The sequence below is a fragment of the Gemella haemolysans ATCC 10379 genome (assembly GCF_000173915.1).
GTDB classification, from domain to species: domain Bacteria; phylum Bacillota; class Bacilli; order Staphylococcales; family Gemellaceae; genus Gemella; species Gemella haemolysans.
Genome location: NZ_ACDZ02000004.1, coordinates 48,959 through 62,428, shown reverse-complemented (window position 1 = coordinate 62,428; position 13,470 = coordinate 48,959). Strand labels below are relative to the sequence as shown.

9 protein-coding genes and 2 other annotated features are annotated in these 13,470 nt (G+C 32.7%); of the genes, 4 read left to right on the top strand and 5 right to left on the bottom strand.

The window, feature by feature from the left end; all coding sequences use genetic code 11:
- Window positions 1-115: 115 nt before the first annotated feature.
- Window positions 116-2,296 (top strand): cation:proton antiporter domain-containing protein, encoded by a 2,181-nt coding sequence (locus GEMHA0001_RS00595; RefSeq protein WP_004263188.1) that lies wholly within the window; start codon window positions 116-118, stop codon window positions 2,294-2,296.
- A 71-nt stretch (window positions 2,297-2,367) separates the two neighbouring features.
- On the opposite strand, the gene GEMHA0001_RS08655 is transcribed toward GEMHA0001_RS00595, so the two are convergent.
- Window positions 2,368-5,304, bottom strand: coding sequence for a hypothetical protein (locus GEMHA0001_RS08655; protein ID WP_004392796.1), 2,937 nt, complete (start codon window positions 5,302-5,304; stop codon window positions 2,368-2,370).
- 316 nt (window positions 5,305-5,620) lie between these two features.
- Here GEMHA0001_RS08655 and GEMHA0001_RS00585 point away from each other — a divergent pair, with 316 nt between their 5' ends.
- Both GEMHA0001_RS00585 and GEMHA0001_RS00580 read left to right on the top strand, forming a co-directional pair.
- The gene (locus GEMHA0001_RS00585) at window positions 5,621-5,926 is read left to right on the top strand and encodes a rhodanese-like domain-containing protein (RefSeq protein WP_004392795.1); all 306 of its coding nucleotides are present in this window, start codon (window positions 5,621-5,623) and stop codon (window positions 5,924-5,926) included.
- Window positions 5,927-6,023: 97 nt separating this feature from the next.
- Window positions 6,024-6,329, top strand: coding sequence for a rhodanese-like domain-containing protein (locus GEMHA0001_RS00580; RefSeq protein ID WP_004392779.1), 306 nt, complete (start codon window positions 6,024-6,026; stop codon window positions 6,327-6,329).
- Window positions 6,330-6,468: 139 nt separating this feature from the next.
- On the opposite strand, the gene GEMHA0001_RS00575 is transcribed toward GEMHA0001_RS00580, so the two are convergent.
- From GEMHA0001_RS00575 to GEMHA0001_RS00560, 4 genes are all read right to left on the bottom strand, one after another.
- The gene (locus GEMHA0001_RS00575) at window positions 6,469-6,726 is read right to left on the bottom strand and encodes a metal-sensitive transcriptional regulator (protein ID WP_040464191.1); all 258 of its coding nucleotides are present in this window, start codon (window positions 6,724-6,726) and stop codon (window positions 6,469-6,471) included.
- Between the two features lie 44 nt (window positions 6,727-6,770).
- On the bottom strand, window positions 6,771-7,802 hold the full coding sequence (locus GEMHA0001_RS00570; protein WP_004392790.1) for a sensor histidine kinase: 1,032 nt from the start codon (window positions 7,800-7,802) through the stop codon (window positions 6,771-6,773).
- 19 nt (window positions 7,803-7,821) lie between these two features.
- Window positions 7,822-8,511 carry a response regulator transcription factor gene (locus tag GEMHA0001_RS00565; RefSeq protein WP_004392811.1) on the bottom strand — a complete coding sequence of 230 codons (690 nt, stop codon included), beginning with the start codon at window positions 8,509-8,511 and terminating at the stop codon, window positions 7,822-7,824.
- A 217-nt stretch (window positions 8,512-8,728) separates the two neighbouring features.
- Window positions 8,729-10,360: an SSURE domain-containing protein gene (locus GEMHA0001_RS00560; protein ID WP_004392801.1), complete on the bottom strand. Its 1,632-nt coding sequence runs from the start codon at window positions 10,358-10,360 to the stop codon at window positions 8,729-8,731.
- A gap of 260 nt (window positions 10,361-10,620) precedes the next feature.
- Window positions 10,621-10,839 (top strand) — a binding site (T-box leader).
- A 58-nt stretch (window positions 10,840-10,897) separates the two neighbouring features.
- Window positions 10,898-11,140, top strand: a binding site (T-box leader).
- Between the two features lie 83 nt (window positions 11,141-11,223).
- Between GEMHA0001_RS00560 and metE the strand changes: the two genes are divergently transcribed.
- Window positions 11,224-13,464: a 5-methyltetrahydropteroyltriglutamate--homocysteine S-methyltransferase gene (gene metE, locus GEMHA0001_RS00555; protein ID WP_004392838.1), complete on the top strand. Its 2,241-nt coding sequence runs from the start codon at window positions 11,224-11,226 to the stop codon at window positions 13,462-13,464.
- Window positions 13,465-13,470 lie beyond the last annotated feature (6 nt).

The following is a 13,470-nucleotide window of genomic DNA, read 5'->3' as shown; positions in this document are numbered from 1 at the left end:
AAATCATCAGTCCAAATAGTCTTCATTTAAATGGTATAATTATTGATTTTAGTGATAAATAATTGTAAAATATATTAGTACAAATAATAATAAAATAATTACAAAGGAGTTTTTTATGGAAATACTAACTACCCTAGGTATATTTGTCATAATTGTAATACTTGGTTCATTTTTAAATAATCTTTTTCCACGTATTCCTGCAGCTTTATTCCAAATAATACTTGGTGCTGCGGTAACATTTATCCCTAATCTCCCACTTCATTTTGAGTTTGAATCTGAAATGTTTATGATGTTAGTTATCGCTCCCTTACTATTTACCGACGGTTTCAACGCGTCATTAAAGAATATCTGGCTATACAAACGACCTATTATATATATGGCAATATTTTTAGTTCTTGTAACGGTAATTGTTGTTGGTAGCATAATTCATTTATTGCTTCCAATGATTCCATGGGCAGCATGTTTTGTTTTAGCCGCTATCTTATCACCTACAGATGCTGTTGCTGTTAAATCAATAACTAAGGGAATGAAACTACCTAAAGGCCTTATGGCTATATTAGAAGGGGAATCTCTTCTTAATGATGCTTCTGGTCTTGTGTCATTTAATATAGCTCTAGCCGCTGTTCTTACTAATACATTTTCTGTTACAAATGCTAGCTATAAATTTTTAGTAGTTGCAGGAGGTGGAGCAATTTTTGGACTTATCATTGGTATAGCATTCTCTTATATTAAGTTTACATTCTTAACAAAGTTTGCTGATGAATCTAATATTTTAGTTATTTTTCAATTAATAACACCAGTTATAGTATTCTATCTAGCAGAGCATATCGGTGTCTCTGGTATCGTTGCTGTCGTAATTACAGCTCTAGTTTACAACTACCAGAGAAAACTTCAATTACTCACTATTGTAAGTAGTGATGCTGCAGTAACTATAGATAGTACTCAACAAATAGCAAGTTATGTACTAAATGGTTTAGTATTCACATTTTTAGGATATTTACTTCCAGAGATATATCATACAATGTTTAACAACAGAGAAATTGATATTGTCTATGGTTTTATTATCTCTTTAGTAATCGTTTTAGGTTTAATGATTGTTAGATTAGGTTTCGTATATTTTTACTACATATCATTCCAACCTCATCTTTTTACTACTGCTAGAAAAACAGCAAAAATAATATTAAATAGAAAACTCGACAAAGGTGACTATTCTAGATTTAGCTACTCTTTAATTGCTAGTTTATGCGGTATTCACGGTACAGTAACACTTGCCACAGCACTTATGATTCCAGTTGTAACTTCTACTGGGGATAACTTCCCACTTAGAAATACCATCCTATTCATTGCGAGTAATGTTGTGTTACTAAGTATTGTTATTGGTACAATCGCCCTTCCACTTGTTGTTAAAGGAGAAGATGAAGAAAAAGAATATACTCAATATTCTCTTCGTGAAAAAACCCTAGAAGGAACACTTGAAGAACTAAAAGAGCGTGATATTTCTAAAAAATCTATCGAAGAAAAACTTGCTTATGCTTTTGAAATAAAAATTTTACACGAACTAAAAGTATACTTTAAAAACATGCAAACTGGAAGATTTAAAAATGCAAACGAACCATTATCACTACACAAAAAAATAATGAAAGCACAAGACAAAGCTCTTCCTGAAATACTTAAGGACAATCCTAACATTGAACAAATCTTGGAAATTTCTAAAATTATGCAACTTAGAAAATCTTTATTGTTCACATATTCGATGCCAAAAAACTTATTACTTAATTTAAGAATATATGTAAAAGAATCCAATCTAAAACGTCGTTTAACTCGTCATTTGGTTGCTAAAGATTTAACTCCAGAATTCTATGAGAAACTTAGAGAAAAAGTTCCAAAAAGAAGAAAAGGAAACTTCGTCAATAAATTAGATGAAATTAAACAAAGAGCCGAAGCTTCTTCTAGTCAAATTCAAGCTATTATTGATTGTTCGCCTACAGTAAGAGACGCACTTCTTGATATAGCTTATAAGGTTATTGATGAAAAGTGTTCAGATGAAAATACTGCAGAATTCGTTAAAGATATATATAGATACTACTCATTCACCTTGTTTGAAGTATTTTTAGAAGATATCGATTTTGAAGAAGAACTTAAAGAACTTCAAATGGAAGCAGTTCGACTTTTAAAATACAGAATATTAACGATGAGAAAATTGAATTATATTTCTCTAGAAGATTCTTACACCGCTCTTCGCGACTTAAACTTTAGTGAATCAATTATTTTCCCTCGTGAGACTGAAGAAGAATAAAATATAAAAAAGCTGACCTCAGGTTAGATAATTATCTAAACTTTGAGGTCAGTTTTTATTTAGGTTATTTTTTATTTTTTAAATTCTACGACAAAATCGTAACCACGTTCTGTTTTTGCTCCAAAGTAAAAATCACTAACTTTATATCCTCGTTTTTCTACTTTAGCAATTTTTGTTTGTATAGCAGCTTTGACTTGTTCTACAGTTGCATTTTTTGGAAGTTTTATAGTAGTGTCACCATCTACATCCAATGCTCCGGCTATTCCTGGTAAAGTTTTTAAGTTAAAGTAAATATTAACATCTACAGTTTCTTGTACTTCTGCTGATCTTTTTGCCCTTCTTTGTGTTGCAGGTGCTTTTCTAAAACCTGAATTACCTGCTGATTGAGTCTTAGCTTCTTTTGTGAACTCTACAACATAGTCATAACCACGTTCTGTTTTCGCTCCAAAGTAGAAATCACTAACTTTATAACCACGTTTTTCTACTTTAGCAATTTTTGTTTGTATAGCAGCTTTTACTTGTTCTACAGTTGCATCTTTAGGAAGTTTTATAGTAGTATCTCCATCCACATCTAATGCTCCAGCAATTCCTGGTAAAGTTTTTAAATTGAAATAAACATTTACATCTACAGTTTCTTTTTGCTCTGCTGATCTTTTTGCTCTATTTTGAACTAACGGTGCTTTTCTAAAACCTGTATTATTAGCTGATGTAGATTTAGATTCTTTTGTGAATTCTACAACATAATCATAGCTATCTCCACCTTCAACGATTTGGTCTAAGTCAGTAGTTGAAACAACTTTAAAACCTTGTTTTTTCAATTTTTCTATTTGTGCTTTTGTTTTTTCTTCAATAGCTCGTTTTAAATCTTCTTTAGATATATTTCCAGGGAAAGTAAGCATATTCTCCCCACCTGATTCTCCTAATGCTCCAGCTATATCTTTAAGTGCTGTTAAGTTATAATAGATATTTATTTGTTTAGTTTTATTAGATAAATCTCTTTTTACAACCTTTTTAGTTCTAACTTGAACTTCCGGTGCATTTCTAAAACTAGAAGTTCCCTCTGAAGTTGAAGCAGGTTGTGTTGGTGCTGTTGATGTAGTTGATCTTTCAGTAGTAGGTTGTGTCGGCGTTGGTGTAGCTTCTCCTGATCCATGACCTATTGCTGTACTCCCATTGTCAATAGTAGTACCTTCATTACGACCATTTGTTAAATTATCTTTGTTATAATTTGGTGCTGGTAATTCTTCACCTGGAACATTAATCTCATCAATCTTAGTTTGATATTCATCCGCAGCATCTACTGCTGCATCGTGATCTTTAGCATTATTTATCGCTTCTAATCCTGCTTCTTTTAATTCTTTTAATTTAGCTTCTAATTTAGCTTTTTCTGCTTCATCTTTAACTTTTTCAATTTCACTAAGTTTTGAAGCCGCAATTTTTTCAATAACATCTTTTCCATCTTTTTTTGCTTCCTCAAGTTTTTCATCTTTAGGTGTTACTTCTTCAGATGGAGTATCTTCTTTTGGAGCTGTTGGTTCCTCTGCTTTTGGTGCTGGCGCTGCTGGTTCTTCCACTTTTAGCGCTGGAGCAGCTGGCTCTTCCGCTTTCGGTGATGGCGCTGCTGGTTCCTCTGCTTTTGGTGCTGGCGCTGCTGGTTCTTCCACTTTTAGCGCTGGAGCAGCTGGCTCTTCCGCTTTCGGTGATGGCGCTGCTGGTTCTTCTGCTTTTGGTGATGGCGCTGCTGGTTCTTCCACTTTCGGTGCTGGTGTCGCTGGCTCTTCTGCTTTCGGTGCTGGTGCCGCTGGCTCTTCTGCTTTCGGTGCTGGAGTTGCTGGCTCTTCTACTTTTGGCGCTGGCGCTGCTGGTTCTTCCGCTTTTGGTGCTGGCGCTGCTGGTTCTTCTGCTTTCGGCGCTGGTACCCCTATCTCCTCTGCTTTTGGCGCTGGTGTCGCTGGCTCTTCTGCTTTTGGTGCTGGCGCTGCTGGTTCTTCCGCTTTTGGTGCTGGAGTCGCTGGCTCTTCTGCTTTCGGTGCTGGAGTTGCTGGCTCTTCTACTTTTGGCGCTGGAGCAGCTGGTTCTTCCACTTTTGGCGCTGACGCTGCTGGTTCTTCCGCTTTCGGTGCTGGTGCCGCTGGTTCCTCTGCTTTTGGCGCTGGTGCTGCTGGTCCTTCCGCTTTTGGTGCTGACGCTGCTGGTTCTTCCGCTTTTGGTGCTGGTGCCGCTGGTTCTTCCGCTTTTGGTGCTGGTGCCGCTGGCTCTTCCGCTTTCGGTGCTGGTGCTGATGGTTGCTCTGCTTTTGGTGCTGGCGCTGATGGTTCCTCTGCTTTCGGCGCTGGTACCCCTATCTCCTCTGCTTTTGGCGCTGGTGTCGCTGGCTCTTCTGCTTTTGGTAATTCCGGTTGTACAGCAGGTTCAACTATTGCTCCACCTAAAACTTCTTTATATTCTGGTTTTACTAGTACTTCTGGTTTTACAATAGCACCTTCTTTAACTTTACTTTCTGGAACATATTTTGTTCCTTCATTTAAAGTTGGATTTTTTTCTACTAGCTCATATACTTTATAGACAACTTTTGCTTCAATTTCATTCCCATTTAATTCATTACTATACGAGATCGATTTTTCTACTAATTCTCTTACTACACTTGTATTAGGTAGTGATTTTTCTTTTTTACTTTCTTTTGTAATAGAAGCACTGTTGTTATTTATACTTGCACCAGGTTGAACTATTTTTGATACTTGACCTTTTTTTAGATTACCTAGATTATAAGTATAATTTTTCCCGTTAATTTTGGCATATAGAATTGCTTCATAAGTATCTCTAACTGCAGTTACATGAAATACTATATCTCCATTGATTTCTTCTGAACTAATTGTAAGATCTTGTGTTGTTTTATTACTACTTGCTTCTGAAACATTACCTACTCTATTCTCAGCGAATACAGCTAGTGGATTTGCTAATGTAAATAATAGTACACTGGCAGTAGCTACCTTTGATATTTTTTTCATTTAAAATTCCTCCTAAATTATTGGTTGTTTTTTATAAAAATTATGGTTACTTTCTATTCCATTATTCTCCTATTTTTCTTATTTGTCAAGCATATAATTTCTGAAAAAATAAAAGTTATTTTCATATGATTACTTTCAAATTTTCAAAGAGATAAATAATATTAAGATTTAATAGCTATATACAATTCTTTCAACAGCTGATAGTATTTTATTTACATATAATATAAAATATTTCTTATTATACAATCATCATCCTTGACAAAGACCTTAATTCATGTTTTAATATACCCTATAGGGGTATACAGGAGGTAATACAATGTTTTTTTTATTCACAAAAGTTGACAGTATTTCTACTGCTGAACTAGAAAATAAATTAAAGGAAAATATTCAACTAATAGACGTAAGAACACCTGGTGAATTTAGAAGAGGCCACATAAAAAATGCAAAAAATATTCCACTAAATGAAATCGGTAGCTTCACTCCAACAGCTGACAAAAAAACATATATAATTTGTCACTCTGGAGCAAGAAGTAAACTTGCCGCAAAGAAACTTAAAAAAAGAGGTTTCGATGTTGTCAATGTTCAAGGCGGAATGCATGCATGGCGAGGTAAAATAGTTTAAAATTAGACCATGAATAATAATTTAACTCTTTTAAAAACACAACAATTTTTAAAACTAATACAGTAGTTAAATTTAGTAATATTGAGAGGAATTAACTATGAAAAATAATATTTCAATGAAGGATTTTTATGAAAAATATACTAATGATAGTAGTGAAAAACTCACTATTCTTGATGTAAGAGAAATTCATGAATATACAGCTGGTCACATACCTTCTGCTGAAAATTTCCCTTTAAGTGCTTTAGACGCAGATTTTTCTAAATTAGACAAAGATCAAAAATACTACGTGATTTGTCAAGCAGGTGGTCGTTCAGCTAAAGCATATGATTTTCTTGATGCACAAGGGTTTAATGTTATAAATGTTGAAGGTGGCATGAATAACTGGCCTGGAGAAACAAAATAAAGAATTAAACAACCAATTAGTAAAAAGCAACCAACAATTAAAATATTAAAATTCTCTATAAAATTAATACATCTTAAAAAAATAAAAGTCTTGGTCCAAAATAATCTTGGATCAAGACTTTTATTACTAATTTAGTATGCTATTTCTTTTTTACTAGATACTGTATAGCTTTTTCTATTTTTTCTTTATGCTCTTCAGGATTTTCTGTAGGATTATTAATACATTCCATAAGATTTTCTGTTATTAATAATTCAATAACTTTGTCAACACTAGAACGAACTGCACTTAGCTGAATCATAATATCCATACAATCTCGCTCTTCTTCTATCATTTTTTGAATTCCTCTAAGCTGTCCTTCAGAACGTTTTAAACGCGTTATGTACTTTGACTTTGACATATATTTTTCCTCAGTATATTTTTTTTCATTATACATTGAATAATTTATTTTGTCAAAATTTCCAAGGTAAATGTACTTCCTTTACCATATTCACTCTCTACTTTAATGTCTCCATTTAGTTGCACAGCTAGTTGTTTCGCTATAGCTAAACCTAACCCATAGCCACCTGTTTTCATATTTCTTGATGCTTCAACACGATATAATCTTTTAAAAATATTATCAAGTTCTTCTTTTTTTATACCACATCCTTCATCAATTATAGAAATAGAAAGCATTTCATCACTAATTTCAGCAACTATTTCGATTTTTGTTCCACTTGGAGAGTATTTAAATGCATTACCTAGTAAATTAACTATAATTCTTTGTAATTTATTATAATTACTTACTATTTTTGCATTTTCTGGTATTACTTTAATAAAAATATCTCTTTGTTCTTTTTCTGCTCTTAACTTAAATTCAGACATACAATCAATTAGTAATTTATCTAAAAATATTGTTTCTTTTTTATCTGCAGAATCAGTTTCTTTCACACTTAGCGTCAAATAATTTAATTCTTCAACTAATTTGTTTAATCTCGTTGTTTGACGACAAATTGTTTCTAAATAGTACTTGTATTCATCTTTTTTTATTATACCATCTAACATTCCTTCAGCTGTTGATTGAATAGAAGTTATAGGAGTTTTTATATCGTGAGAAAGTTGAGCAATCATAAGAGATTTTTCTTTTTCACTTTGTTCTAGTGATTCAAAACTTTCTTTTAAGTGCTCCGCCATATCATCAAATGCAATAGATAAATCTCTAAATTCGACTGGACGTATCACTTCATCACTGATATCAAATCTCTTCTCGCTTATATTTACTGTTTTTTTCTTTAGCACATCTAATGATTTAAACACACCTTTTAGTAATGCTAGACTTATCGTCGCACCGATTAATCCCGCAATCACAGTAATTGCAACAATAAAATAGGTATCTTTCTTTTCGATTAACATTTGGTTTGAAGCCCAAAATACAGCAGCTATAGTTATTAAAAATGACAAAATATATCCAACAATAATATAATCTCTTAATTTCATTCTATATTCCTTTCCATTTTTAAACTTGTCTTTCCATTTTATATCCTAGTCCCCACACTGTCTTTATATTTGGTGTTTTCTCTGTAGAGTATTTCATTAATATTCTCCTTAAAGAATGCACGTGCACATTCAATGTATTCGCATCTTCTACATATTCATCGTGCCATATTTTTTCATATAATTCTGTTTTAGAAAAAACACGTTCTGGATTATTAGCTAATAACCATAATAATTCAAAAGATTTCACCGTTAGGTCTAGTTGTTTTCCATTGACCATTGCTATTCTACTATTATAATTTATTTCTAAATCCCCTAAAGTCGAAATACTATCTGTACTACTTTTTTCAATTCGACGTAATATGTTCCTAACTCTTAATACTAATTCTCTAGGACTAAACGGCTTAACTATATAGTCATCAGCCCCCATGCTCAAAGCATAAATCTTATCTGGCTCAGTTGTTTTGGCAGTTATAAATAAAAAAGGTTGCTCTGTATCCAAATATTGTACTTCACTAATCAAATCATAGCCATCCATATTTGGCATCATTATATCCGTAATAATTAGAGAATACTTATTTCTCTTATATTTTTCTAATGCTTCTTTACCATCATTAGCAATATCTATATCATAACCACCTTGTTCTAGATATCTTTTGTTTATCTCCGTTATTTCTATCTCGTCATCTACTAATAAAATTTTATTCATCATATCTTTACTCCTCCTAACAAAATAGCACTATACATTTAAAGTATAGCACTATTCTGTTAAATTCTGCAAGGTACTATCTCTCACTATTTTAAAAATATCAATTTAATTGAGATTTCCCCACATAATTCTAGATATTCAAAAAATTTTATAAAAGAGACTACTATCAAATCACACTGATTTAAATCGTTTAATACATAACTTTTTAAAATTATTCTATTTAGTCGATTTCATTTTTTCTTCTAAGTCCTAATAAACCTAATAGACTAGCGATGATTAATCCTACTATTCCTGTAGTTGAAGAATTTGTTGAGTTTGTTGCATTCATTGTTCCTTCTGGAGCTGCACTTGTTTTTGGTAACATTCCTTTTTTCATCATATCATTGTTCATATGAGCGTTCATATTTTTCGCTTTCATATCTCTGTGCATATGTGCTTTCATATTCATAACATCTGGTTTGTGCATATCCATAGGTTTTTCACTCATATTTGGATCCATTGAACCATGTTTTTTATGATCTGTCATCATATTTTCACCTGGTTTTTTCTCCATTTCCATAGCTTCTTTATGAAGATTTACAGTAACCTCTTTTAGTGCTACTAAGTTTGTTAAATCTGCTTTTCCGTCTTTTTCACCGTATACTTTGATTGTTGCTTTGTAGCTTTGTGTTCCATTTGCTTTAAGTAAATCTAATAATTCTTTATCTTGTTTTCCTTGTGTTCCTTCTAAGTCTACTTCATAGAAGTATAATCCATGTCCTAATTTCTCCACTGGAGGAAGAGCTGGATTTTTCGCTGTTCCATTATCTGACCATGGAGCTTTATCTGATGCTTTCAAGATTAATCTTGTTAACATTCCGTCACCTGCGAATAAGTGATAAGGAATTACTTGGTTTACTCCCGCTGTAAATGGTCCAGGGAAGTTTGCTTTATCTAAGTATTTAGCTGGTACGTCAATTATATTTTTAGTATTATCCATAACAGCTTTTTTAACTTCGTTAACAGTTGTTAATCCATTTAGATTTACATTTACATCTTTTGTAGCTACTAAGTTTGTTAAATCTGCTTTTCCATCTTTTTCACCGTATACTTTGATTGTTGCTTTATAGCTTTGTGTTCCATTTGCTTTAAATAAATCTAATAATTCTTTATCTTGTTTTCCTTGTGTTCCTGCTAAGTCTACTTCATAGAAGTATAATCCTTGTGTTAAATTTTCCACTGGTGGAAGAGCTGGATTTTTAGCTGTTCCGTTATCTGACCATGGGGCTTTATCTGATGAGTTTAAGATTAAGCGAGTTAACATTCCGTCACCCGCGAATAAGTGATAAGGAATTACTTGATTTACTCCAGCTGTGAATGGCCCAGGGAAGTTTGCTTTATCTAGGTATTTAGCTGGTACGTTAACTTCATCTTTCGTATTATCCATTACTGCTTTTTTAACTTCAACTGGAGTTGTTTTATGTGTAGTCATATCTGATGCATCAACTTTTGGAGCATCTACAGTATCTTTAGCAAGACTTAAAATATTATTTTCTGTTACCTCAGGTTTAACTTCTTTATCTGTTCCAACTACAGGTTGTTCGACTGTTTTATCAGCTTCTTTAGGTTTTACTGTTGTTGATTCTACTGATTCAGGTTTTTCTGTTGGTTTAGTAACTACATTTTCATCTACTTGCGTTTTTACAGTTTCAACTATTGGTGCTTTATCTAATTGTTTATCACTTGCATGTGCTTCTCCACCTCCTACAATTACAAAAATACCACTTGCAATAGCTGCTGATACTACTCCAACACTAACTTTTCTTATTGCCCATTTTGTAAAATTTTCTGATTTCATAAAGTTATTTTTCATTTGTATTTTTCTCCTCTTATTAATACTTTATTACCAAAACTTTTTGTTTGATGAATACAGTATACCTTATAGATATTAACTAACTATTAGTAAATGTTTAAATATTTCTTAAATAGATATTATAAAATAATTATTTTAAAAATATACTAATATATATGGTTTAAATTAGATTTCTGACAATTTCGAAAAAAGTTTTTAATTTTTTTACTAAAAAGTGTTGACAAAGAAAATATCTTATGTTAATATTTCTTTAACAGTTTTAAAAAGCGAAGAAGTGAAGAGCAATATTTCTTAATTATTAGAGACCTTTTGGTTGGTGAAAAAAAGGATTTGAGTGTATTGTAAATGGTCACAGAGCTGAACTAATGAGTATATATAAGTTAGTTCCGGTTGATAACCGTTAATAATCATTGAGGTAAGATTAAAATTTATTTTAAGATTATAAAATTGGGTGGTAACACGGTCATTTCGTCCCTTGTGTTACTACCCTTTTGTCGTATTTAAGACTGAATAAAAAATATTTTTACAAATTAATATATTATTACATGGATAAGATGAGTAGAAAAAAGGATTTACACCAGAGAGTCTCGGTAGCTGAAAAGAGATTAATGAGTTTTTTTGAAGATGGTCTTTGAGTTTTAATTATCGAGCAGCTGTTAGATAATTACGCAGAAAATAGCGTTAAAATTTTAATGAGGTGGAAAACTAAAAAATTCATTTTATCATTTTAGATTTTCCATAAAATAAGGTGGTACCACGTATAAAACGCACGTCCTTAGACAATATTAGATATTGTTTAAGGGCGTTTTTTATTTTTATAATTCAATATACACAAAAAGAGAAAATTTCAGGAGGAAAAAATAATGACAAAAATATCAAGTTTAGGATACCCACGTTTAGGGGAAAAAAGAGAATGGAAAAAATTAATTGAAGGATACTGGGCTCGTACAGTTCGTCAAAATGAGTTATTTGAAGAAGCAGGAAAACTTCGTCGTCTTTATATCGAGAAACAATTAAATGCTGGATTAGATTTTATCCCAGTTGGTGATTTCTCACTTTATGATCACATTTTAGATTTATCAGTTCAATTCAACGTTATTCCACAACGTTTCGAAGGAAGAGAAGTTGATGTAGACTTATTCTTCGATATCGCTCGTGGTAACAAAGATAATGTTGCATCTGCACTTAAAAAATGGTTTAACACTAACTACCACTACATCGTACCAGAATGGGAAAATGTTAACCCTAAATTAAACAATACTCGTCTATTAGACTTATATAAAGAAGCAAAAGAAATCGTAGGAGATAAAGCTAAACCAGTAATCACTGGACCAATTACATATGTTGCTTTATCTAGTGGTCTAGCTGAAGGAGAATTTGAAAAAGCTGTAGATAAATTAGTTCCACTTTACACTCAAGTATTCAAAGAATTAGCTGAAGCTGGTGCTTCTTACATCCAAGTAGATGAGCCAATCTTTGTTACTGATGAAGGTAGAAACTATGTAGAATTAGCTCACAAAGTATACAACCACTTCAACAACGAAGTAGATGCTAAATTCATCTTCCAAACTTACTTTGAAGCTTTAGTAGAAGCTGAAAAACTTGTTGATTTACCAGTAGCTTTCGGTTTAGACTTCGTTCACGGAAGAGAAGAAAACTTAGCTAATGTAAAAGCTGGTTTATTCAAAGATAAAGAAGTATTTGCTGGGGTTGTTGATGGGCGTAACGTATGGAGCAATGATTTCGAAGATAGTTCTGCATTATTAGAAGAAATTAAAGCCAATGTTGCTGAATTAGTAATTCAACCTTCATGTTCATTACTACACGTACCAGTAACAACTAAAAACGAAACTGAATTAGAAGAAACATTATTAAACGGTTTAGCATTTGCTGATCAAAAATTAGTAGAGCTTAACTTACTAGCTAGCAAATTAGATGGTAAAGAAGATGCAGCATACCAAAAACACGTTGAAGACTTCAACAAACTACAAAATGCTGACTTCAGAAACCTTGAATTAGAATCAAGTGAAAATGTTCGTTCTACTCGTCCATCTGATTACAAAGTTCGTCGTGAAGTTCAAAATAAAAAATACAACTTACCATTATTACCAACTACTACAATCGGATCATTCCCTCAATCTAAACAAGTACGTCTACAACGTGCTCTATGGAAAAAAGGTGAACTATCTAATGAAGCATATGAAAAATTCATCGAAGAAGAAATCGCTCGTTGGATTAAAATCCAAGAAGATCTTGATATCGACGTATTAGTTCACGGTGAGTTCGAACGTACAGACATGGTTGAATTCTTCGGACAACGTTTCGCTGGATTTGCATCTACTAAATTCGGTTGGGTTCAATCATACGGTTCTCGTGGGGTTAAACCACCAATCATTTACGGAGATGTAAAACACGTAGAAGCTGTTACAGTTAAAGAAACTGCCTATGCTCAAAGCTTAACTAACCGTCCTGTTAAAGGTATGTTAACTGGACCAGTTACAATTCTAAACTGGTCATTCGAAAGAACTGATATTCCTAAAGCAGAAATCTTCAACCAAATAGCTATCGCTCTTAAAAATGAAATTGAACTTTTAGAAAAAGCTGGAATTACAATTATCCAAGTTGACGAACCAGCTATCCGTGAAGGATTACCTCTAAGAGATAACAAAAAAGAAAAATATCTTGAAGAAGCAGTATTCTCATTCCGTCTAGCTACTTCATCAGTTCAAGATGATACACAAATTCACACACATATGTGTTATTCTAACTTCGATGAAATTATCGATTCTATCCGTGCATTAGACGCTGACGTTATTTCTATCGAAACTAGTAGAAGTCACGGAGAATTAATCTCTGCATTCGAAACTGCAATCTATCCTTTAGGTATTGGTCTAGGAGTTTACGACATTCACTCTCCTCGTGTACCTTCTAAAGAAGAAGTTCGTACAAACATCTTACGTCCACTTCAAAAACTATCTACTGAGCAATTCTGGATTAACCCTGACTGTGGATTAAAAACTCGTGCTGAAAAAGAAACTATTGAAGCATTAGAAGTTTTAGTTGAGGTAACTAAAGAAATTAGAAATGAACTTGCCGCTAAATAGGAGGTT